Annotated in this window: 21 protein-coding genes and 1 pseudogene; 8 read left to right on the top strand and 14 right to left on the bottom strand. The window is 65.4% G+C overall.

Translation table 11 applies throughout. The features are described from left to right. Nucleotides 1-18: 18 nt before the first annotated feature. The 8 genes from ALC15_RS04235 to ALC15_RS04200 form a co-directional block, all read right to left on the bottom strand. Nucleotides 19-522, bottom strand: a complete 504-nt coding sequence (locus tag ALC15_RS04235) for a GDSL-type esterase/lipase family protein (protein WP_050626200.1) — start codon at nucleotides 520-522, stop codon at nucleotides 19-21. 215 nt (nucleotides 523-737) lie between these two features. Further along, entirely contained in the window at nucleotides 738-2,261 is a 1,524-nt protein-coding gene (locus ALC15_RS04230; protein ID WP_050626199.1) for a UxaA family hydrolase, read from the bottom strand. A gap of 90 nt (nucleotides 2,262-2,351) precedes the next feature. Further along, nucleotides 2,352-3,128, bottom strand: a complete 777-nt coding sequence (locus ALC15_RS04225; RefSeq protein ID WP_021079919.1) for an HpcH/HpaI aldolase family protein — start codon at nucleotides 3,126-3,128, stop codon at nucleotides 2,352-2,354. 51 nt (nucleotides 3,129-3,179) lie between these two features. Then, the gene (locus ALC15_RS04220) at nucleotides 3,180-4,265 is read right to left on the bottom strand and encodes a malate/lactate/ureidoglycolate dehydrogenase (protein ID WP_050626198.1); all 1,086 of its coding nucleotides are present in this window, start codon (nucleotides 4,263-4,265) and stop codon (nucleotides 3,180-3,182) included. Nucleotides 4,266-4,301: 36 nt separating this feature from the next. Further along, on the bottom strand, nucleotides 4,302-5,030 hold the full coding sequence (locus tag ALC15_RS04215; protein ID WP_050626328.1) for an ABC transporter ATP-binding protein: 729 nt from the start codon (nucleotides 5,028-5,030) through the stop codon (nucleotides 4,302-4,304). Beyond that, a complete protein-coding gene (locus ALC15_RS04210) occupies nucleotides 5,030-6,802 on the bottom strand; it encodes a branched-chain amino acid ABC transporter ATP-binding protein/permease (protein ID WP_050626197.1) in 1,773 nt (590 codons plus the stop codon). Before ALC15_RS04210 ends, ALC15_RS04215 begins: the two co-directional genes overlap by 1 nt. Then, a complete protein-coding gene (locus tag ALC15_RS04205; protein ID WP_050406735.1) occupies nucleotides 6,799-7,671 on the bottom strand; it encodes a branched-chain amino acid ABC transporter permease in 873 nt (290 codons plus the stop codon). Before ALC15_RS04205 ends, ALC15_RS04210 begins: the two co-directional genes overlap by 4 nt. 72 nt (nucleotides 7,672-7,743) lie before the next feature. Continuing rightward, nucleotides 7,744-8,889: an ABC transporter substrate-binding protein gene (locus ALC15_RS04200; RefSeq protein ID WP_050626196.1), complete on the bottom strand. Its 1,146-nt coding sequence runs from the start codon at nucleotides 8,887-8,889 to the stop codon at nucleotides 7,744-7,746. 287 nt (nucleotides 8,890-9,176) lie between these two features. Between ALC15_RS04200 and ALC15_RS45880 the strand changes: the two genes are divergently transcribed. Continuing rightward, nucleotides 9,177-9,467 carry a GntR family transcriptional regulator gene (locus ALC15_RS45880; protein WP_244485921.1) on the top strand — a complete coding sequence of 97 codons (291 nt, stop codon included), beginning with the start codon at nucleotides 9,177-9,179 and terminating at the stop codon, nucleotides 9,465-9,467. Further along, nucleotides 9,377-10,171 (top strand): GntR family transcriptional regulator, encoded by a 795-nt coding sequence (locus ALC15_RS04195; RefSeq protein ID WP_244485920.1) that lies wholly within the window; start codon nucleotides 9,377-9,379, stop codon nucleotides 10,169-10,171. The genes ALC15_RS45880 and ALC15_RS04195 overlap by 91 nt, the downstream gene beginning before the upstream one ends. 19 nt (nucleotides 10,172-10,190) lie before the next feature. On the opposite strand, the gene hpaR is transcribed toward ALC15_RS04195, so the two are convergent. Then, entirely contained in the window at nucleotides 10,191-10,655 is a 465-nt protein-coding gene (gene hpaR, locus ALC15_RS04190; protein WP_162240471.1) for a homoprotocatechuate degradation operon regulator HpaR, read from the bottom strand. Between the two features lie 186 nt (nucleotides 10,656-10,841). On the opposite strand from hpaR, the gene hpaH reads away from it, so the two are divergent. The 6 genes and pseudogenes from hpaH (at nucleotide 10,842) to ALC15_RS04160 (ending at nucleotide 17,353) form a co-directional block, all read left to right on the top strand. After that, nucleotides 10,842-11,648 (top strand): 2-oxo-hept-4-ene-1,7-dioate hydratase, encoded by an 807-nt coding sequence (hpaH, locus tag ALC15_RS04185; protein WP_050626194.1) that lies wholly within the window; start codon nucleotides 10,842-10,844, stop codon nucleotides 11,646-11,648. A 21-nt stretch (nucleotides 11,649-11,669) separates the two neighbouring features. Next, the gene (locus ALC15_RS04180; protein ID WP_050626193.1) at nucleotides 11,670-12,068 is read left to right on the top strand and encodes a 5-carboxymethyl-2-hydroxymuconate Delta-isomerase; all 399 of its coding nucleotides are present in this window, start codon (nucleotides 11,670-11,672) and stop codon (nucleotides 12,066-12,068) included. Beyond that, nucleotides 12,061-13,604: pseudogene (gene hpaE, locus ALC15_RS04175) on the top strand (5-carboxymethyl-2-hydroxymuconate semialdehyde dehydrogenase). The gene ALC15_RS04180 and the pseudogene hpaE overlap by 8 nt, the downstream one beginning before the upstream one ends. 74 nt (nucleotides 13,605-13,678) lie before the next feature. Next, a complete protein-coding gene (gene hpaD / locus ALC15_RS04170) occupies nucleotides 13,679-14,662 on the top strand; it encodes a 3,4-dihydroxyphenylacetate 2,3-dioxygenase (RefSeq protein WP_050626192.1) in 984 nt (327 codons plus the stop codon). A gap of 164 nt (nucleotides 14,663-14,826) precedes the next feature. Next, complete coding sequence (locus ALC15_RS04165) at nucleotides 14,827-15,699, top strand: fumarylacetoacetate hydrolase family protein (RefSeq protein ID WP_050626191.1); 873 nt, start codon at nucleotides 14,827-14,829, stop codon at nucleotides 15,697-15,699. 25 nt (nucleotides 15,700-15,724) lie between these two features. Beyond that, nucleotides 15,725-17,353, top strand: a complete 1,629-nt coding sequence (locus ALC15_RS04160) for a thiamine pyrophosphate-dependent enzyme (protein WP_050626327.1) — start codon at nucleotides 15,725-15,727, stop codon at nucleotides 17,351-17,353. Between the two features lie 61 nt (nucleotides 17,354-17,414). Here ALC15_RS04160 and ALC15_RS04155 read toward each other — a convergent pair whose 3' ends face one another. The 5 genes from ALC15_RS04155 to ALC15_RS04135 all read right to left on the bottom strand — a co-directional run bounded on the left by ALC15_RS04155 (nucleotide 17,415) and on the right by ALC15_RS04135 (nucleotide 22,534). Then, nucleotides 17,415-18,629 (bottom strand): MFS transporter, encoded by a 1,215-nt coding sequence (locus ALC15_RS04155; RefSeq protein ID WP_050626190.1) that lies wholly within the window; start codon nucleotides 18,627-18,629, stop codon nucleotides 17,415-17,417. A 214-nt stretch (nucleotides 18,630-18,843) separates the two neighbouring features. Next, nucleotides 18,844-19,497, bottom strand: a complete 654-nt coding sequence (alkB, locus tag ALC15_RS04150; protein WP_050626189.1) for a DNA oxidative demethylase AlkB — start codon at nucleotides 19,495-19,497, stop codon at nucleotides 18,844-18,846. A 12-nt stretch (nucleotides 19,498-19,509) separates the two neighbouring features. Further along, the gene (locus tag ALC15_RS04145; RefSeq protein WP_050626188.1) at nucleotides 19,510-20,253 is read right to left on the bottom strand and encodes a 2OG-Fe(II) oxygenase; all 744 of its coding nucleotides are present in this window, start codon (nucleotides 20,251-20,253) and stop codon (nucleotides 19,510-19,512) included. 252 nt (nucleotides 20,254-20,505) lie between these two features. After that, nucleotides 20,506-21,192 carry a DUF2848 domain-containing protein gene (locus ALC15_RS04140; RefSeq protein ID WP_050626187.1) on the bottom strand — a complete coding sequence of 229 codons (687 nt, stop codon included), beginning with the start codon at nucleotides 21,190-21,192 and terminating at the stop codon, nucleotides 20,506-20,508. After that, complete coding sequence (locus tag ALC15_RS04135) at nucleotides 21,185-22,534, bottom strand: amidase (RefSeq protein ID WP_050626186.1); 1,350 nt, start codon at nucleotides 22,532-22,534, stop codon at nucleotides 21,185-21,187. The genes ALC15_RS04140 and ALC15_RS04135 overlap by 8 nt, the downstream gene beginning before the upstream one ends. Between the last annotated feature and the right edge of the window lie 29 nt (nucleotides 22,535-22,563).

Genomic DNA, 22,563 nt, shown 5'->3' with positions numbered 1-22,563 from the left:
GCTCATTGGCCCCACCGGCTAGCGGCCGATCGCACCTGACACCTGCGACGCAAGCTGCTCGGCGAGCATGTGATAGCCTTCGGGGGTCAAATGCACACCGTCGGGCTGATGCGGCAGTCCGCCCAACATCCCGTTGGCAAGCATGATCACGGTGATGCCGCGGGCGCTGAGGCGGCTTTGAATATCCGCTGTCCGGTCCGGGCTGCCCTTGCGCCGATCGTTGCCGCCGGGCTGCAGGATCACCGCGCGGGTGCCGTTCGGGACTGCCCGGTCGAGGCGTTGCAGCATCCCTTCGGTGGTGTCGCCATTGATGCCGGCGTTCACGATACGGACGTTCAGCCCCTTCGCCCGCAGGATCGATTCGAGCTGCGCGGGATAGGCCTGGTTGCGCGCCACGCCCTTGCCGTAGGTGTTGCTCGCGCCAAGCGCGACGACGGTTGCGGCGTCAGCCGAGGCGGCGCCGAGGATGAATGCGGCCAGAAATGCGAGGCATCCAATAAGTCCGAACCGAAGCGCGCGCATGCTTCCTCCGTTCAGTCGTAGCCTGGATGGAGCGTAGCGTAATCCGTGGGGACAGCAAACTCGTCGTCCCGGCGAAGGCCGGGACCCATAACCACCGACCGTGGCGATGCGGAAGGTGTCTGCCACCGCCCTGAAAACGATAGATCACGCGGTATAGGTCCCGGCCTTCGCCGGGACGACAGCGAGAATGCGGCCTGTATTGCAGCTCCCAAGCGCTACATCGTCGCGCCAAGCACCCACGGCGCGAACTCGGCGCCGCCGAAATCAAAGCTCTCGCTCTTGGTCGGCTGGCCCGAGGCGGTCTTGAGGATGAGGTCAAAGATGCGCTGGCCGCATTCCTGCACGCTCTCCTCGCCGTCGAGGATGGTGCCGCAATTGACGTCCATGTCGTCCTGCATCCGCTTGTACATCGGCGTGTTGGTGGCGAGCTTGATCGACGGCGCGGGCTTGCAGCCGAACACACTGCCGCGGCCGGTGGTGAAGCAGACCAGGTTGGCGCCGCCGGCGACCTGCCCGGTCGCAGCGACCGGATCGTAGCCGGGCGTGTCCATGAACACGAAGCCCTTCTTGGTGACGGGCTCGGCGTAATGCAGCACGTCGACCAGGTTGGTGCTGCCGGCCTTGGCCATCGCACCGAGCGACTTCTCAAGGATCGTCGTGAGGCCGCCGGCCTTGTTGCCGGGGCTCGGGTTGGCGTTCATCTCGGCGCCCTCACGCTGGGTGTATTCCTCCCACCAGCGCATCAGGCCGACCAGCTTCTCGCCGACCTCGCGGCTGACGGCGCGGCGGGTCAGCAGATGTTCGGCGCCATAGGTTTCGGGCGTCTCCGACAGGATCACCGTGCCGCCGTGACGGACCAACAAATCGCTCGCCGCGCCGAGTGCAGGGTTGGCCGACACGCCGGAGTAACCGTCCGAGCCGCCGCATTGCAGCGCCACGGTAAGCTCGCTCGCCGGCACTGCCTCGCGCTTGACCTTGTTGGCGTCGGCGAGCGCTTCCTTCACGAAGGCAACGCCGGCTTCCACGGTCTTGCGGGTGCCGCCGACCTCCTGAATGTCCATCGCGCGCAGGCGGCCGGCGAGCTTCTGCTCCTGCATCAGGCCGCCGATCTGGTTCACCTCGCAGCCGAGGCCGAGCACGATGACGTTGGAGAAATTGACGTGGCGCGCATAGCCGCCGAGCGTGCGGCGAAGCAGCGCCAGCGGCTCGTCCTGGGTCATGCCGCAGCCGGTCTTGTGGGTCAGCGCGACGACGCCGTCGACATTCGGGTAGTCGGCGAGCGGATTGTCGCCGGTGAACGGATTCTTCTTGAACATGTCGGCGACGATGCCGGCGACGTGGGCGCTGCAATTCACCGAGGTGAGGATGCCGATATAGTTGCGCGTCGCGACGCGGCCGTCGGCGCGGCGGATGCCCTCGAAGGTCGCCGGCAGATCGAAATTCGGCACCGGCTTGACGTCGACGCCATAGGCGTAGTCCTTGGCGAAATCGCCCATGCCGCAGTTCTGGGTGTGCACATGCTGGCCCGGTGCGATCGGCTGGGTCGCAAAGCCGATGATCTGGCCGTAACGCCGGATCGGTTCGCCCATCGCGATCGGCTTGATCGCGACCTTGTGGCCGGCCGGAATGCGGTCGACCGTGGTGACGCCCTCGGTCACCTCAAGCCCCGGCGGCAGGCTCGCGCGCGCGATCAAAACGCTGTCGTCGGCGTGCAGGCGGATCACTTGTGCCGAGGCCATGGGAGTTCTCCTTTGGAGCGAATGGCGAGTAGCGAATGGAATTGGGAGTAGCGTCATTCGCTACTCCCTGTTCGCCATTCGCGAAGATGACTACGCCTTGCCGCCGGACTTCTCGCGGGTCGCGTTGACCTGCATCTTGGCGTAGACCTGCATCAGGCCGACTTCGTTCGACAGCGTCACGAGCTTGAAGCCCATGTTGATCGCGCGCACCGCGCCCTCGGCGCCGGAGCAGTGGATGCCCGGGTTGAGGCCGCGCTTGCCGCACTCCTTGATGATCTTCTCGTAGATCTTGAGGATCTCCGGCTCGTCGCGATCGAGCTTCGGCACCAGACCGTAGGAGAAGCCGAGGTCGGACGGACCGATATAGACGCCGTCGATGCCTTCGACATCGAGGATCGCTTCCATGTTCTCGACCGCGGTCTTGGTCTCCATCATCGGCAGCAGCACGATCTCGTCGTTGGCGGTCTGCTGATAGGTGCCGGCCGAGCCGTACATGCCGGCGCGGATCGGACCGTTGGAGCGCACGCCCTTCGGCGGATACTTCGCATAGGAGACGAGGTTCTTGGCTTCCTGCGGCGTGTTGACCATCGGGCAGATCACGCCATAGGCGCCGCCGTCCAGCACCTTGCCGATGATGCCGGGCTCATTCCAGGGCACGCGGACCATCGGCGTCACCGGATGGGCATGCATCGCCTGGAAGCATTGCACCATGGACTGATAATCCTGCACGCCGTGCTGCATGTCGACGGTGACGCTGTCGAAGCCGCATTGCGCGATCACTTCGGCCGAAAACCCGGAGGGGATCGCGAGCCACGCGTTGACCACCGCCTTGCCCGATGCCCAGACCTGCTTGACCTTGTTTGCCATTGATTGCGTTTCCTTTTGTGGTTCTCGGAGGTTTTCTTGGGGAAGCGGACCTCAGCTGGTCGCCCGCTGGATCGAGACTTCGCTGACGCCGACTTCGCGCGCGGTATTCACTATCGCCGCCCAGGTGTCGTCAGGCAAGGGGATGCCGTTCTTGGTGCGATCGGCGCGGGTCTTGCGCTCCGGATCGCCCGGAACCAGCACGGAATCCGTGCCCGCGATCGGCTTGGTGGCGCGGATGAAGTCGGTGTAGCGGGTGATTTCGCCGTCGAAGAAGTTGCTGGTGTCGATCACCTTGGGATCGATGTAGAACGCCATCATGCCGTTGGCGAAACGGCGGTCCGACGACGTCGCGCCGGTGCCGGTCAGCGCACCGCCGAGCAGCTCGCAGATGAAGGCGAGGCCCGAGCCCTTGTGGTCGCCGAAGGCGCGGATCGCGCCGGTTCCCTTGGTGTGGTCGCGCGGCCCATCCGGCGTATACGGACCATACAGAACGTGCGGATCCTCGCTCAGCGTGCCGTCGGCATCGACCAGCGCGCCGATCGGCAGCTTCTTGCCGCCGCGACTTGCGACCAGACACTTGCCCTCGGCGACGACCGAGGTCGCGAAATCCAGCACGATCGGGTCCTGGCCCTGGCGCGGAATGCCGACGCAATAGGGCGCGGTCGACAGCCGCTTCTCGACGCCGCCATAGGGCGCGACCAGCAGCGAGCCCGCCGCGGTGACGAAATGAATTGAAACAAGTCCCTCGGCGGCAGCCATCTCGGCCCAGTCGCCGACGCGGCCGAGGTGGCCGGAGTTGCGCAGCGCGACCGCGGCAAGCCCCGCCTTCTTGCACTTCTCGATGCCGAGCCTGACCGCAACCGGCGTGACGGTCTGGCCATAGCCGAACTTGCCGTCGACAACAGCGAGCGACGGCGTGTCGACCACCACTTCGGGGGTCTGGTTCGGCACGATCGAGCCCATCTTCTTCCACCTGACATAGACAGGCACGCGGATCACGCCGTGGCTGTCATGCCCGGTGAGGTTCGCCGTCGTCAAGTAGGTCGCGATGCGCTTCGCCTCTTCCGGAGAGGACTCCGAATGGGAAAACACCTCGGACACGAAGTTGATGAGGTTATCGACCTTGATGGTGACCATGAAAAACTAGCTCGCTCGATAAAACACAGTGCGTTGTCAGGCGTGGCTCTTGGCGTGGCTGCCGAGATAGGCCGCGGCGATGGCTTCGTTGCCCCACAATTCGTCGGGCTTGCCGCCGAGCACGATCCGCCCGGTTTCCAGGACAAAACCGTGATCGGCGACCGAGAGTCCCATGCGCGCATTTTGCTCGACGAGCAAGACCGTGGTGTCCTTCCTGATCTGCGAAATGATGCGGAACACCGCCTGCACGATCACGGGTGCGAGACCGAGCGACGGCTCGTCGAGCAGCAGCAGCCGCGGCTTGGCCATCAGGCCGCGCGCCACCGCGACCATCTGCAGCTGGCCGCCGGAAAGCGTCCAGCCCAGCGCATTGGAAAAGGCACGGATGTCCGGGAACAGATCGAACATCGCGTCGGCCTCGCGCGAGATCTGCGACGCCGAAACCTTCCGGTTCGAGGCGCCGAGCATGATGTTCTCTTTCACGGTGAGGCCCGGGAACACGCGGCGGCCTTCCGGCACATGCGAGATGCCGAGCCGCACGATCGCTTCCGGCCCGAGGCCGGCGATCGAGTGACCGTCAAACAGGATGTCGCCGGAGGCGGGCTTGGCAAGGCCGGAGATCGCGCGCAGCGTGGTTGACTTGCCGGCACCGTTGGCACCGAGCAGCGTGACCACCTGCCCCTGCTCCACGGCGATGGTAACGCCGCGCAGCGCCTCGATCTCGCCGTAGCGGACCACGAGATTGCGGATTTCGAGCAGCGGCATCATTCGCTCCCGAGATAGGCGGAGACGACGTCGGGATGGCGCAGCACCGCCATCGACTCGCCGTCCGCGATGCGGCGTCCGAAGTTCAGCACGGTGATGTGCTGGGCGGCTTCAGAGACCAGCGTCATGTCGTGATCGATGATCAGGATGGTGAGGCCTTGCGCCGCGATGCGCTTGAGCAATTCATGCAGCTCGAGCTTCTCGGTCGAATTGAGGCCGGCGGCCGGCTCGTCGAGCAGCAGCAAGGTCGGGTTCGACGCCAGCGCCCGCGCGATCTCGATCAGCCGCTGGTGGCCGTAGGAGAAGCTCGAGATCAGCTCATTGGCGCGGCTGCCGAGGCCGACGAAGGTCAACGCCTCCATCGCCCGTTCGGTCAGCGCGTCGTCGCCCTTCCCGATCATGGTGTTGCCCGGCCGCTCAGCGCCGATCTCGACGTTTTCGAGCGCCGTCATCGAGCGGAACAGGCGGATGTTCTGGAAGGTTCGTCCGAGACCCGCGGCCGTGCGCTGATGTGGCGCCATGTTGGTGATGTCGGTGCCGTCGAGCACGATCTTGCCCGACGTCGCCTTGTAGAGACCGGACAGCACGTTCAGCGTCGTGGTCTTGCCGGAGCCGTTAGGGCCGATCAGCGCGTGCACGCTGCCGCGCTTTACCGCGATGTCTACGCCGTCGACCGCCTTGAGGCCGCCGAAATGCTTCGAGAGTCCGGTGACCTCGAGCACGACGTCGCCGCCTGACGTCGCGGGCTTGAGCTGCAGCGCTCCGGCAACGGGCGGCGCCTTGCTGTGCGCGCGCATCCGCGTGAACGCGTCGGACACGAAGCCCCAGATGCCGTCAGGCATGAAGCGGATGATCAGGATCACCGACAGGCCGTAGATCGCAAGGTAGAGACCAGGCACGCTCTTGAGGAAGCGCAGCCATTCCGGGATCAGGATCAGGAGGCCGGTGCCGATCACCGAGCCGATAGGCGAAGCCACACCGCCGAGCAGCGACATGGTCAGGAACTGGATCGACTCCGCAAACGAGAACTGGTCGGGGCTGACATAGGCGAAGCCGCCGGCGAACAGGCCGCCGGCGAGGCCGCCGAGCAACGCGCACAGCCCGAACGCGGAGACCTTGGTGCGGAACACGTCGATGCCGTTGACGCCGGCCGCGAGCTCATTGTCGCGCACCGCGCGCATGGCGCGGCCGAGCTTGGTGTCAGGCAGATGCCAGACCAGATAGCCGACGATCGCGAGCATCGCGACGCAGAAGGCCAGGTAGCTTTGCGAGGACTGGAACAGCTCGGGCCGGCGGATGTTGGCGACGCCGTCCGGCCCGTGGGTCAGCCAGATCGCGTTGATCATCACCAGCGTCACGATCTGCTGGAACGAGATCGTCACCATGGCAAGGTAGTGTCCGCCGAGCCGCAGCGTCGACATGCCCAGGACCGCACCGGCGACCAGCGTGATCGCGCAGCCGCCAACCAGGCAGAGCCAGAAGTTCAGATGCAGGTCGGCGGTCCCGAGGCCGACGGCATAGGCCCCGAAGCCGAAGAACGCGGCCTGCGCCAGATTGATCTGACCGCACAGGCCGAGCACGACCGACAGCCCGAACACCGCGATCGAGAAGGTCGTGGCCTGCAGCAGGATGTTGAGGATGTAGCCGTCGAACTGCATGCCGGCGGCGAGCGCCACCAGCACGGCCGCGCCGATGAAATACGGCAGATGGCGAATGATCAGCGGTTTCGAGCGCACGGCCGGCGCCGGAATCATGTTGTCGCTGGCGCTCATGCTTTCTCCGCGACACGTTCGCCGAAGATGCCCTGCGGCCGGAACACCAGGAAGGCGATCAGCACCAGGAAGGCAAAGCCGTCCTTGTACGGCACCGAGATGTAGGCAGCACCGAAGGTTTCGATCACACCGAGCGCGAGACCGCCGACGATCGCGCCGGCGACATCGCCGAAGCCGCCGATGATGGTCGCGGCAAACGCCTTCAGCGCGATCGTCGAGCCCATCTGGATCGAGACGAACAGCACCGGCGCCACCAGGATGCCGGCGAGGCCGCCGAGCACGGCCGAATAGATGAAGGTGATCATGATCATGGTGGAGACGGAAATGCCGAGCAGCGAGGCCATCTCCTTGTCCTGCGAGGTCGCCTGCAGCTTCTTGCCGAGCAGCGTCTTCTCGAAGAACCAGAAATTGAACAGCACCAGGAGGATCGTGACGCCGATGATCAGCAGATACTGGCTGTCGAGATAGACCGGGCCGAGCTGGATGCCGGGCGTATCGAACCAGCCCTGCAGCACCTGCGGCTGCGGACCGTAGATCGCAAGCACCGAGTTCGACAGCAGGATCGAGGCGCCGATGGTGGCGATGATGACAGGCAGATAGGTGCGGTGGCGCAGCGGATAGTAGACGCCGAGATTGAAGATGACGCCGAGCAGCGCCATGCCGGCAAGCGCGATCACAAAGGACAGCCAGTAAGGCAGGCCGAGCTCGACGCAGACCACCATCAGATAGGCGGCCACCATCGAGAACTCGCCTTGCGCGAAGTTCACCACATTGGTGGCGCGGAAGATCAGCACGAAACCGAGCGCGACCAGCGCGTAGACCGCGCCGATGCCGATTCCGGTGAAGAGTAGCTGGAGAACCAGATCCATGACAGCGCTCGATCAGGACAGTGGACGCAGAAGATCGGCCTCGCCGTGCACGACGGCGAGGCCGATCCGCGATCAATCGTTGAAGTCGATGTGCTTGTCGTAGACGATCTTGCCCTTGTCGTTCTTCACGACGTTATAGCCGTGCAGACCGTCACCGTTCTTGTCGAAATTATATTCGCCTTCGGCGCCGGCGAATTTCTGCGTTGCCAGGATGGCATCGCGGATCTTGTTCGGATCGGTCGAGCCGGCCTTGTTGATCGCCGCCGACAGGATGGTGATCGCGTCGTACGGCCAGGCGCTCTGGTTGTCGGGCGCGGTCTTGTAGGCATCGCGATAGGCCTTGCCGAACGCCTTCGCGGTGTCGCTGGAGTCCTCGGCAAAATCTGCGACACCATAGGTGCCGAACAGCGCAGGGCCGGCGAGCTTGGTCGAGGACACCGCCACCACCGAGGGCGACCCGACCCAGGGGATGTTGACGCCGAGCTGGCGCAGCTGGCGGGCAAAGATGCCGAGATCATTCTCGAAGGTGAAGTAAGTGCCGAGCACGTCGGCGCCGGACTGCTTCACGGCCAGCACGACCGGAGTGAAGTCCTGGCTCTGGTTGGCGTAACCCTGGTCAAGCACCGGCGGCGCGCCGAGCTTGGTCAGCGCCTCGGTGAGCGCTTTGCCACCCGCGGTGCCGAACGCGTCGGTGGAATGGACGATCGCCCACTTCTTCTTGCCAAGCGTGGTGACGCCGAAGTCGGCGATCACGCGGCCGGAGTAATTGTCGTTCGGGCGGAAACGGAACAGCCAGGGATTGCCGGAATGGGTGAGATCGGGGTTGGTGCCGCCGATCATCACGGGCTTGCCGACCTTGATGACGTCGGGCGCCATCGCCTGCACCTGGGTCGAGCGGATCGAGCCGAGGAAGGCAACGATGTCGGATTGCGCGGCAAGCTTGGAGAAGGCCAGCACGATGCCGGGATTGGTGGTCTGGTCGTCCTCGATGACGAGTTCGACCTGCCTGCCGAGCACGCCGCCGGCCTTGTTGACCGCGGCAAGCGCCAACTTGGCGCCATTCTGGGCCCACAGCCCCTGCTCGGCTGCCGGTCCGGTCACCGGCACGCACATCCCGATCTTGATGGTTGCTCCCTGCGCCCAGGCGCTGCGCATCAGCGCAGGAGCAGCGAGACCTGCCGCCAAGCCGGCGGAAAACTCACGCCTCGTCAGTTTCATTCAATCCTCCCTGTCATGCGCCGAACTTGCATGTCGGCTGCGTTGAGACGAGCTGACGCGTCGATCTGCTGCCCAATCCGCAGCCATCGAGCGGCGCGGCGAACAAACATTGGCACCACTGCGGTGCAAAAGACGCGCAACAGCGGCCATCAATCTGGCGTTTGCCGCAGCTAAACATGATTGCACATTGCACGCAATAGCCAAAAATTCGCTGGTAACGGTGCGTAAATGCCTGCTACCTGCAACATGACGCGATCACATGGTAATGTGACGGCGGGCAGCCATCGATGTCGATTCCAAGAGCGAAATCGCAGACCAGACGGAAGCAACCGGCCTACGCGCTGATCAAGAGCGCGTTGGCAAAGCACATCCGGGCCGGTGACGTGCCTCCCGGCACGGTGCTCTCCGAGTCGGCGATCGCGACTTTGTTCGGCTCGAGCCGCTCCCCGGTGCGGCAGGCCTTCGAACAGCTGGAGCACGTCGGCTGGTGCGCCGGTTCGACGGCCGCGGCGTCATCGCCGGCAAGCGCAAGGTCGAGCCACGGCGCGTCCCGATCACGCCGGAGATGTTTGGACTGACCGATGGCCCTGTCGACGCGGTGCGCAGCGATGCCTGGGACGCGCTCTATTACAAGCTCGAACGCGAGATCATCTACCGGTCGCTGTTCGGACGCTTCCGCGTCAGCGAGCTGGCACTGGCGCGGCATTTCCGGGTCGGACGCACCGTGGCGCGCAATCTGCTGCTCCGCGCGCAGGCGATCGGAATCCTGGAGAAAGGCGCCAAGGCGCATTGGTACGTGGTGCCGCTGGACGAGGATCGCCTGCGCGACATCTTCGAGGTGCGCGCAACCCTCGAGCCGCTGCTGCTCAAATCCGCGACGGCGAAGATTCCGACCGCGCTGCTTGACCGGATGGCGGAACGGCTGCGCGAGGGAATTCAATTCCGCAGCCGCGTCGGCGTCGGCGAGCTCGACGAGATCGAGGGCGACCTTCATATCCGCTGCCTGGGATATGGCGTCAATCGCGAGATGATCGAAGCACTCAAGCGCACCCACTGCGCCTTCGTGATCGGCAAGCACATTCAGGTGGCCCTGACCGCGCCGCAGATCGATTCCTTCATGGACGAACATCTGGTGATCATCGAAGCCTTGCGCGCGCGCGACGGCGACGCGGCGGCCGAGATCTTGCGCCGCCATATCGAGTGGTCCCACTCGAAGGTCGCGGGCTGGATCGCCGAATTCCGCGCGATCAACGTGATCTCACGCGTGCCCTACATGGCCTGACGGCATCGCGGCGTCGCGCCTAGTCGTCGGCTTCGACCTCGGCGTCATCGGCCGAGCCCATTCCGGCGAGACTTGCCTCCAGCACACCCAGCATTTCGTGCAACTCGGCGAGCTTGCGCGCACCATATCGTCGTGTGATTTCGGCGTAGATCGCCTCCGACGTCGGCGCTACCGCCTCGATCAGCTTCAACCCCTTGGCGGAGATCGAGACCACCGCACGCCGCGCGTCGTTCTCCGCCGCCTTGCGCTCGATCAACGCACGCCCCTCGAGATCGCGCAGGATGCGCGACAGACTCGGGCCGAGCAGGAACGCCACGCGGGCGAGTTCGGTGACCTCGATCTCGTCGACCGCGGTCAGCGCACGCAGGATCCGCCACTGCTGCTCGGTCAGCCCGTGATTGCGCAGCGACGGACGGAATTGCCGCATCACCGCTTCGCGGGCACGGAGCAGCGACATCGGCAGCGAGCGCGAGAATTCGCGCATCGGGCCACGCCGCGACGACGCCGCATCGTCAGCCTGCCCCGCCCCTGTCTCATCCGACGATTTCTTGCGCGCCATGACCTAATCCGCCGCCGCAAACTTTTGCGCTGCAACATGCACTGATTCAGTTTGCGGGAAATAACTTAACATGTTAATCATCTCCCGACATCCACTTTTTGTGTATCACGCATGGCCCTCTCCAAGGACGATATCCGCGCTGCCGCCGAACGGCTCGACACTGCGGAAAAGACCCGCAAGCAGATCCGCCAGCTCTCGCTGGAATACCCAAGCATCACCCTCGAAGACGCCTACGCGATTCAGAAGGCCTGGGTCGAGATGAAGGTGGCGCAGGGCCGCCTCGTCAAGGGCCACAAGATCGGCCTGACCTCGAAGGCGATGCAGAGCGCGCTCAATATCGACGAGCCGGATTCCGGCATCCTGCTCGACGACATGTTCTTTGCCGACGGCGGCCTGGTGCCGACCGACCGCTTCATCGCAACCCGCGTCGAGGCCGAGCTCGCCTTCGTGATGAAGCATCGCCTGGCGGGCCCGAACTGCACGCTGTTCGACGTGCTCAACGCCACCGACTTCGTGGTGCCGGCGCTGGAGATCCTGGATACCAGGGTCGAGCGCGTCGACCCCGAGACCAAGGCGACGCGCAAGATCTTCGATACCATCGCCGACAACGCCGCCAATGCCGGTATCGTGCTCGGCGGCCGGCCGATCCGCCCGCTGGAGGCCGATCTGCGCTGGATCGGCGCGCTGTGCTTCCGCAACGGCCAGCTCGAGGAAACCGGGCTTGCCGCAGGCGTGTTGAATCATCCGGCGACCGCGGTGGCGTGGCTTGCCAACAAGATCGAGCCGAACGGGCTGGCGCTGGAAGCCGGACAGGTCGTGCTGGCGGGCTCCTTCATCCGCCCGATCGAGACCCGCAAGGGCGACACCATCCAGGCCGATTACGGACCCTACGGTTCCGTGAGCTGCTACTTCGCCTGACGCCATCAGCAGGAGCGCTGCATGCCGCATTTCACGATTGAATACTCCGCCAATCTCGACGGCCTCGTCGACATGGGCGCGACCGTCGAACTGGTCCGCAAGGTCGCGGTCGAGACCGGCATCTTCCCGCTCGGCGGCATCCGTGTTCGCGCCGTCAGGTGCGAGCATTACGCGATCGCCGACGGCCGCAAGAATTACGGCTTCCTCGACATGGTGCTGCGGCTCGGCGAAGGCCGCGACCTCGCCACCCGCAAGCAGGCCGGCGAGCACATCTTCAAGGCGCTATCGGCCCATCTCGATCCGGTATTCGCCAACAGCAAGTTCGCTCTGTCGTTCGACATGCAAATCAACGACAAGGAAACCAGCTGGAAACGCAACAACATCCACGACGCACTGAAGGTGGAGACGGTCAATGGATAAAGCGACAGCGAAATCATCAGCCGACGTATTCCAGGCCAATCGCGATCGCGCCGGCCCTCTGCTGGCGAAGCTGAAGACCGAAGGCATCGGCAATTTGATCGACGGCAAGGCCGTGCCGGCGGCCTCCGGCCAGACTTTCGAGACGAAATCGCCCGTTGACGGCACGGTGCTGGCGACGGTTGCACGCGGCAATGCGGAGGATATCGACCGCGCGGCAACCGCGGCGGCCAAAGCCTTCAAGGCCTGGCGCGACATGCCGGCGGCGCAGCGCCGCAAGCTGCTGCATCGCGTGGCGGACGCGATCGAGGAGCGCGCCGACGACATCGCCGTGCTCGAATGCATCGATACCGGCCAGGCGCACCGTTTCATGGCCAAGGCGGCGATCCGCGCGGCGGAGAATTTCCGCTTCTTCGCCGATAAATGCGGCGAAGCCCGCGACGGTCTCAACACGCCTTCGGACGAGCACTGGAACATCTCGACCCGCGTGCCGATCGGTCCGGTCGCGTGATCACGCCGTGGAACACGCCCTTCATGCTCTCGACCTGGAAGATCGCGCCTGCGCTGGCCGCCGGCTGCACGGTGGTGCACAAGCCGGCGGAATGGTCGCCGGTGACGGCCGATATGCTGGTCAAGCTCGCCAAGCAGGCCGGGCTTCCCGACGGCGTGCTGAACACCGTGCACGGATTCGGCGAGGAAGCCGGCAAGGCGTTGACCGAGCACCCCGCCATCAAGGCGATCGGTTTCGTCGGCGAGAGCTCGACCGGCTCGGCCATCATGGCGCAGGGCGCATCGACCTTGAAGCGTGTGCATTTCGAGCTCGGCGGCAAGAACCCGGTGATCGTGTTCGACGACGCCGATCTCGATCGCGCGCTCGATGCCGTCGTGTTCATGATCTACTCGCTCAATGGCGAGCGCTGCACGTCGTCGAGCCGGCTGCTGGTGCAGGAGAGCGTTGCCGGCACGTTCATCGAGAAGCTGACGGCGCGCGTCAAGGCGCTGAAGGTCGGCCATCCCCTCGATCCCGCGACCGAGATCGGGCCGCTGATCCATGAGCGGCACCTCGCCAAGGTATGCAGCTATTTCGACGTCGCCAAAAAGGACGGCGCCACGATCGCGGTCGGCGGCAAGCCGCATGACGGCCCGGGCGGCGGCCACTATGTGCAGCCGACGCTGGTCACCGGCGCGAATGCCAAGATGCGCGTCGCGCAGGAAGAGGTGTTCGGCCCGTTCCTGACCGTGATCCCGTTCAAGGACGAGCAAGAGGCCATCGAGATCGCCAACGGCGTGCAATACGGCCTGACCGGCTATGTCTGGACCGGCGAGATGGGCCGCGCGCTGCGCGTCGCCGATGCGCTGGAAGCCGGCATGATCTGGCTCAACTCGGAAAACGTCCGCCATCTGCCGACCCCGTTCGGCGGCATGAAGTCGTCCGGCATCGGCCGCGACGGCGGCGACTACTCGTTCGACTTCTACATGGAAACCAAGCACGTCTCGCTCGCGCGCGGGACGCACAAGATCCAGAAACTGGGAACTTAACCAGCACTGTCATTGCGGGGCGACGCTTAGCCGCGAGCCCGGAATGACGCACCAAGATTTGAGAGGAAACACCGATGCCCGCTCCGACCCACGTCTTCGATCCGCCGTTCAACATCATCCGCTGCAGCCACGCGGTGCTCGACGTCACGGACCTCGACAAGAGCGCCGCCTTCTACGAGAAGACGGTCGGCCTCCACATCGAGGACCGCGACGACAAGTCGGTGTATCTGCGCGCCAGCGAAGAGCACCAGCATCACTCGGTCGTGCTGCGCAAGGCGGCGAAGGCCGCCTGCAACCGGCTCGGCTTCAAGGTCGGCAATGACGGCGATCTCGACAAGGCCGCAGCCTTCTGCTCCGAGAACGGCATCAGCTACGCCTTCGTCGACCAGCCGTTCCAGGGCCGCACGCTGCAGTTCACCGATCCGTTCGGCTTCCAGATCGAGCTCTACGCCACGATGGAGAAGCGTCCGCACCTGCTGCGACGCTATGATCTCTACAAGGGTTGCCACCCACAGCGGCTCGACCATTTCAACGTGTTCGCCGCCGAAGTGCAGGACACCGTCGATTTCTACGCCCGGCTCGGCTTCCGCCTCACCGAATATGCCGAGGAGGACGGCGACAACGGCCGCATCGCCGCCGCCTGGATGCACCGCAAGGGCAATGTCCACGACTTCGCCATCACCAACGGCCGTGGTCCGCGCCTGCACCACATCGCCTATTGGGTGCCGACTGCGATGAACATCGTGCATCTCTGCGACGTGATGGCCTCCTCCGGCTTCCTGAAGAACATCGAGCGCGGCCCCGGCCGGCACGGCATCTCCAACGCCTTCTTCCTCTACATCCGCGATCCCGACGGCCACCGCATCGAGCTCTACACCAGCGATTATTTCACCGGCGACCACGACCATGAGCCGCTGCGCTGGTCGCTGCGCGATCCGCGCCGTCAGACCTTGTGGGGCGCGCCGGCGCCGCGCTCCTGGTTCGAGGAGGGCTCAACCTTCGCAGGCCAGGCGGTCCGCGAGCCGCGCTTCGTCGCCGACGTGCTGGTTGCGGACTGATACGAGATACTGTTCACCTGTCGTCCCTGCGAAAGCAGGGACCCATAACCACCGGCCGCGCTGTTGCGAAGATCGTCACCCCGCGTGCCATAATGTGAAGCCTGTGGTTATGGTCCCGGCTCGCGCTTCGCTTGGCCGGGACGACACCACCAATTGGATTGCTCATGCCCACCCCTCGCCTCGCCACTTATTCCGTCAACGGCGTCACGCACTATGGCGCCGTCACCGACACCGGTATCGTCGACCTCTCGTCGCGTTTCGCGAAGGATTATCCGACCCTGCGCGAGGCGATCGCCGCCGGCGCGCTGAGCGGGCTCGTGGAGGACGCCGCCAAGCGATCGCCCGACCACGCGCTCGACGCGGTCACCTGGCAGCCGCCGATCCCAACGCCGGACAAGATCATCTGCATCGGCGTCAACTACCCGGACCGCAACGCCGAGTACAAGGACGGCTCGGATGCGCCGAAGTACCCCAGCATGTTCCTGCGGGTGCCGCGCTCCTTCGTCGGCCACAACACGCCGGTGGTGCGACCGCGGGTCTCGCCGCAGCTCGACTATGAAGGCGAGCTGGTGCTGGTGATCGGCAAGGCCGGACGGCACATCCCGGAAAGCACCGCGCTCGATCACATCGCCGCGATCACGCTGTGCAACGAGGGCACCATCCGCGACTGGGTGCGCCACGCCAAGTTCAACGTCACCCAGGGCAAAAACTTCGATTCCACCGGCAGTCTCGGCCCGTGGATCGTGCCCTACACCAGCGAAGCGCAGATCGCCGATGTCAGGCTGACCACGCGGGTCAACGGCGAAGTCAGGCAGGACGACCGCACCTCGCGCTTGATCTTCGGCTTCCGCTACCTCATCAACTACATCTCGACCTTCACGACGCTGGTTCCCGGCGACATCATCGTCACGGGGACGCCGACCGGCGCGGGTGCGCGGTTCGATCCGCCGCGCTATCTGAAGCCTGGCGATGTCGTTGAAGTCGAGGCCGAAGGCGTCGGCATCCTGCGCAACAGCGTCATCGACGAAGCCAACTAGACTCAACAAGCAAGTGGACAGTGCCATGACCTCAACATCCGGCGGCGAAGCGATCGTCAACGGCCTCGTCGCCCACGGCGTCGACACCGTGTTCGGCTTGCCCGGCGCGCAGATCTACGGCCTGTTCGATGCTTTCCACCAGGCGCAGCTCAAGGTGATCGGCGCTCGCCACGAGCAGGCCTGCGGCTACATGGCGTTCGGCTATGCCCGCTCCTCGGGCAGGCCCGGCGTGTTCAGCGTGGTGCCCGGCCCCGGCGTGTTGAACGCCTCGGCGGCGCTGCTCACCGCCTTCGGCTGCAACGAGCCGGTGCTGTGCCTGACCGGCCAGGTGCCGACGCAATTCCTCGGCAAGGGCCGCGGCCACCTGCACGAGATGCCGGATCAGCTCGCGACGCTGCGCACCTTCGTCAAATGGGCCGAGCGGATCGAATACCCCGACAACGCGCCCGCGATGGTGTCGCGCGCGTTCCAGGAGATGTTGTCGGGCCGGCGTGGCCCCGCCTCGCTGGAAATGCCGTGGGACGTGTTCACCCAGCGCACCCAGGTCGCAGCCGTCAAGCCGTTCGATCCGCTGCCCGCGCCGCAGCCAGATCCCGACCGCATCAAGGCTGCCGCCGACCTGATCGCCGGCAGCAAGGCGCCGATGATCTTCGTCGGCAGCGGCGCGATCGAGGCGCGCGAGGAAATCCTCGAGTTGGCCGAGATGATCGACGCGCCTGTCGTCGCCTTCCGCAGCGGCCGGGGCATCGTCTCCAACGCGCATGAGCTCGGGCTCACCATGGCCTCCGCCTACAAGCTCTGGCCGAAGACCGATTTGATGATCGGCATCGGCACCCGCATGGAGCTGCCGACGATGTCGCGCTGGCCCTATCAGCCGGCCGGCCTGAAATGCGTGCGCATCGACATCGATCCGGTCGAGCTGCGGCGCTGGCCGGCCGACGCCGGCGTGATCGCCGACGCCAAGGCCGCGACCTTCGACCTCGTCGCCGCCGTCCGCAAGGTGGGTTACAGCAAGACATCCGGCCGCCGCGCCGCGATCCGCGAGGCGACCGCGGCCACCGAGCAGGAGATCCAGCGCGTCCAGCCGCAGATGGCGTACCTTAAGATCCTGCGCGAGGTGCTGCCGGCCAACGCCATCGTCACCGACGAGCTGTCGCAGGTCGGCTTCGCCTCCTGGTACGGCTTTCCGATCTACGAGCCGCGGACCTTCGTCACCTCGGGCTATCAAGGTACGCTCGGCTCAGGCTTCCCGACCGCGCTCGGCGCCAAGGTCGCCAACCCGAACAAGCCGGTGGTCGCGATCACAGGCGACGGCGGCTTCATGTTCGGCGTGCAGGAGCTCGCCACCGCGGTGCAGTTCAAGATCGGCGTGGTGACGCTGGTGTTCAACAACAACGCCTATGGCAATGTCCGCCGCGACCAGCGCGAGCGCTTCGACGGCCGTGTCGTCGCCTCCGACCTGGTCAATCCTGATTTCGTCAAGCTCGCGGAGTCCTTCGGCGCCGGCGCCGCGCGCGTCACCTCGCCCGATCACTTCCGCCCGGTGCTGGAGAAGGCGCTGGCCGACGGCGGGCCCTATGTGATCTCGGTGGAAGTGCCGACGGATTCGGAAGTCAGCCCCTGGGCATTCATCCATCCGGCGAGAAACAACTAGAGCGTTTTCAAGCGAACTGGGTACCGGTTCGCGTGAAGAAAACGCGTCAAAATAAGAAGCCCTAGGCTGCCTTCGCGCCACGTTGCAGCCGCGACGCGGCGATCACGAGCAGGCCGGCGCCGGCGACCGACCAGCAGGCGACCGGCGCCCAGTGCACCAGCGGCGCGTAGTCCGGCATCTTCTGCAAGCCGCCTGCGACCGCGGCCATCCGCGCGAAGGTCGCAAGCGCGAGCGCCGAGAACACGAGGCCGGTGACCTTGCCCTCGGCACCGGTCTCCCCGATCGCAAGCGCTGCGGACACCGCGCTCATCAGCATGCAGCCCCAGGCAGCGCCTGCCATGAACTGCGCTGCGACCAGGACATTGAGGCTGCCGGCGATCTCCGCGGCAATGATGGCGAAGGCGCCGAGCAGCCCCGCCGCGCCCATCACGATCAGCCCGCCGCGATGCTTGACGACGATGCTGGCCGGAAACATCGCGATGTTGAAGCCGATCCAGAACACCGGCATCAGCCATTGCAGATTGTCCGGCCTCGCAAAGCGCAAATAGAACGGGGCGCTGTTGATGTTGAAGTGCAGTTGGTAGCCGAGCGAGAGCAGCACCATCGACCCGATCAGGAACATCGGCACCGCGCCGAGCCGCTTTGCCGGCGGTGCAAGCCGCTCGGGCTGCACCTCCTCGGCGACGCGGCGCTCGATCCCCGAGAGGGCCAGCGCGGTCAGCAGCAGCACCGCGCCGGACAGCACGAACGGCAGCCGCGCGTCCTGGTCGCGCAGTACGACGGCGAGATAGGGCGAGACCGCGCCCGCGATGCCGTAGCCGAGCATCGCCAGCGCGGCGAGGAACGGGACCGACGGTTGTGCGCGATACTTGCCGAGCAGCGTCAACGGCGGCGCGCGCAACGCCGACGACGTGACGGCCCAGATCACGATCAGGGCGATCAGCCACATCTTTGCACCTGGCCCAGTGCCCGCCACGTAGGGCAGCGCGACGAAGGCGGCGCAGGAGATCGCGGCAAGGATGCCGACGAACACGCCGAGACGGCCGACCAGGATCGAGATCCTGTCGGCCGCCATGCCCATCGCCGTATCCGTGATGGTGAAGATGGCCTGGTCCATCATCAGGATCAGGATGACAGTTGATGGCGCGATGCCGACTTCGGCGCACAGCTTGGGCAGGTAGATCAAGTAAGTGGTCCAGCCCAGCGTGAAGACAAGCTGCAGCACGGCGAGATAGACGCCGGTGCGATTGACGGCGCGGTCGGCCTTGATGGTCATCAGCTCAGTTTAGACCAGCTCTCCCATTTGCGGGAGGTCCTTTGGCCTGACTGAAGCGACGAAGCAGAGGTACGAGCAGCCCAAAATATCGAAAACAACCCCATGCAAAGGAGCAGGCGTTCCGCCGGCACTCGGAAAAGCGCTTGACCCGTCGGGCAACTCAGTCGCATACTTCCATTATTCCGAAATACGGCCACCCGCCGCCGCGCAATAGCTAGCGCACCTTGCGGAAGGTCAGATTGACGCGCTGGCGGCCGAGCACGCCGTGCTCGCCATCGGCTAGCGGCGCCACACCGTGATAAAATAACCGTGACGGCCCACCCCACACCGCAACATCGCCATGTTCGAGCCGGTAGCGGCGCGGCGTGTCGCTGCGCTTCAGGCCGCCGAACAGGAAGACCGCCGGCAGCCCGAGCGAGATCGAGACGATCGGCGCGCCGTAATCGAGCTCGTCCTTGTCCTGATGCAGCGACAGTCTTGCACCGGGGACATAGCGATTGATCAGGCAGGCCTGCGGGGCGAAGTCGTTGAAGCCGGCTGCGGCCGCGGCATCGGCGGCCAGCCCGCGCAGCACCTCCGGCATAACAGGCCAATTCAGTCCGGTATCAGGGTCGATCGGATCATAGCGATAGCCGTTGGGATCGGAGACCCAGCCGACACTGCCGCAATTGGTCATCGCGACCGACATCCGGTGTCCGCCCGGCGTGATCAGATGCCGGAACGGCGCCTGCTTGACGATCACGCGCAAGGCCGGGATCAGCTCGGCCTCGAACGGCCGGACAAAGCCGCGCAGCAGCACCGCACCGTCTGCGATCGTCTCGCGCGGTGGCCGAGCGTCGCCAATTGCCTCGAACAGATCAGCGGCCACGCCTCTGCACACTCACTTCGCGTCGTGGAAGATCACACCAACGGTGTGGCGATGGCCGGACCTGATCCGGCTGACGCCGTGGCGCAGATTGACACGATACGGCCCGCGTGTCCCCTGCACTGGACGATGATGCACGGCAAAGGCCACAGCATCGCCCTTGGCGAGCGGCACCACCTCGGGCCGCGACTGCATCCGCGGCCGCTGCTCGGTCAGCACGAACTCGCCGCCGGTGAAATCGCGCCCCGGCTGCGACAGCAGGATCGCAACCTGGATCGGAAACACGTGCTCGCCATAGAGATCCTGATGCAGGCAGTTGTAGTCGCCCTCGCCATATTGCAGCAGCAGCGGCGTCGGCCGGGTCTGCCCGGCGTCATGGCAGCGCTTCAGGAATGCCGCGTGCGACGAGGGATAGCTGATCTCGATTCCCATCGTCTGGTTCCAGCGATTGGCGGTCGCGGTCAGCCTCGCATACAACGCCGGCCGCAGTTCCGCGATCAGGTCCGGCAGCGGATAGGAGAAATACTTGTACTCGCCGCGGCCGAAGCCGTGGCGGCCCATCACGACCCGGCTGCGGAACCGGCTGTCGTCGGGATAGAGCGCGGCGATAGTGTCGCATTCCTCTGGTGTCAGCAGGCCGCTAAGGACGGCGCATCCCTGCCCGTCGAGGTCGGCCGTGATCTGGTCCCAAGGGAGTGCGTCGACGCGGGCGAGGCTGCTAGTGGATGGGCGGGGGAGAGTTTTGGCTGTCGCTGTCATGAGGCGGAATCTGGCCCATGATGGCGGTCGGCGCCACCCGATTTCCGATCCGGATATGTCGAGAACGCCACCCCAGTCACGCTGTCGTCCCTGCGAAAGCAGGGACCCATAGCCACTGTCATCAGTTGTACGAGAGGGCTGGGGCCACAGCGTGCCGACCACAAAATCCTGTGGTTATGGGTCCCTGCTTTCGCAGGGACGACCTGTGGAGAGTGTCGGTCGCCCGTCGAAGGAACGACGCACGGAAAGATCTTAGCCCCGCACCGGCAGCGTCACCACGTCGTAGCCGTGGCTGATCTTGCGCTTCAGCACCGGGTCTTCCAGCTCGAACTCGAACCGGCTGGCCGGGCGGATGCCGCCCTTGGCGGCGAAGGTGCCGCCGAACATGGCGCAGCCGTCGGGCAGCTTGCCGCCATCGAAACCGCGCGCGATCAGGTCCCTGACCGGCAGCATGTGATCGAGCGTGCCCTCCTGGTAGAGCACGCGCTGGCCGCCGATTGTGGCCCAGGAGCGCAGGACGAGCTGGTCCCAGTGGCCAATGACATCTTCGAGCTCCCAGAGCTCGGAAGCCATCGGCTTGTCGCACATCTGCTTCGAGACGGTGACGCTGTAGCTCTCGACCTTGCGGTCGGTATGGTCCGAGCCGCAGCCGACGAAGATGCGGCCCTGCCAGCCGATCAGGACGAACTCCACTTCGCCGCTGGAGTCCTCGCCGCAGACCTCGATGGTATCGGCGAAGGTGATCCGGCGCGCCGAGCAGCGATAATAGATCGGCGTCGTCGCGGGCCGCGCGATGCCGAGTGCTTCGAGCTCGGCGATGTGCTTGTCGCGGGCCACCGGGTCGCGCCCGGTCCAGCCGGCGATCACCGCCTGCCGGATTTCGAGCGTCAGCGGCGTCGCGGCGCCCTTGTCGTCGACCTTGAAGGTGAGATCAAACACGGATGACGGTCTCCATTCCGGCCGCAAGCTCGAAGATGCGGCGATCCGAACCGCCCGCGGCGGCGAGCATCAGGCCGACCGGCGCCTCGCCCTCGCGATGCGCGGGCAACGAGATGGCGCAGCCATCGAGCACGTTAATCAGCGAAGGATTGCGCAGCGCACGCAAATTCTCGGTGGCGAATGCCTTGTCGTCGGCGAGGCTTGCGATGCTCGGCGGCAGGTTTGCGGTGGTCGGCAGCACCAGCGCGTCATAGGGCGCGATCCGTGCCTCGGTGCGCGCGATGAAGGAGCGGCGCGCATTGACGATGTCGATATAGTCGGCCGCCAGGAACCCTTCGCCGCGCTGGATGCGCACGGCGACGCGCGGATCGTAGATGTCGCCCTTGCTCGCGAGCAGGAAGCGGTGCCAGGCATAGCTCTCGGCCGCGGAGAACCCGCCCTTGGTGTTCATCACGCCGACATCAAGAAACTCAGGCACCTCGATCCGCTCGATCAAGGCGCCGGCGCGCGACAACGACGCCAGCGCGCGCTCGAAGGTCTTTGCAACGGCATCGTCGAGATCATCGAGCGCGACCGTGGTCGGCACCGCGAGCCGCATGCCCTTGACCGGGCGCGGCGCGATCGGCGTCACCGGCTCGTCGGCCAGCACGGCGTCGAGCACCGCGCAGCAGGCCACTGAATTGGCGAGCGGGCCGTAGCTGTCCAGGGTAAACGACAGCGGAACGCCGCCGGCAAGCGGAATCCGGCGCTGCGTCGGCTTGTAGCCGACGATGCCGTTGAAGGCGGCCGGGATCCGGCAGGAGCCGCCGGTGTCGGTGCCGAGCGCGCCGAACGCCATGCCGTCGGCGATCGAGACCGCAGCCCCCGAGGACGAGCCGCCGGGCACATGGCCCACACTCCGGTTCCAGGCACTCTTCGGCGTGCCGTAATGCGGATTGATGCCGATGCCCGAATAGGCGAACTCGGTCATGTTGGTGCGGCCGATCACAATGAAGCCGGCGCGCTTGAGCCGCGCTACGGCGGGCGCATCGGCATCCGCCGGCGCGGAATCCTCCAGCGCCCGCGAGCCGGCGCGCGTCACCTGCCCCTTGATGTCGAACAGGTCCTTGATCGACACCGGAATGCCGGCAAACGGCGACGGCGCAGCGTTGGCCTTGCGCAGCCGATCCATCGCATCGGCGGCTTCCAGCGCCGCGTCGCGATCGACATGGATGAAGGTGCGCTGACCCTCGCCCGCCGGATCGGCGATCCTGGCGATGCATTGCTCGACGAGCTTGCGGGCAGAGGTCGCGCCGCTGGCGAGATCGGCGGCAAGGGAGGCGAGTGTCGGATTGTTCGGCATGGCTTTCACTTCACGGCTGGCACTTGATG

Origin of the sequence: Bradyrhizobium viridifuturi (genome assembly GCF_001238275.1) — a bacterium.
Lineage (GTDB): Bacteria > Pseudomonadota > Alphaproteobacteria > Rhizobiales > Xanthobacteraceae > Bradyrhizobium > Bradyrhizobium viridifuturi.
Note: the sequence above shows the minus strand (reverse complement) of the source record. Positions and strands in the feature narration are given on the sequence as shown.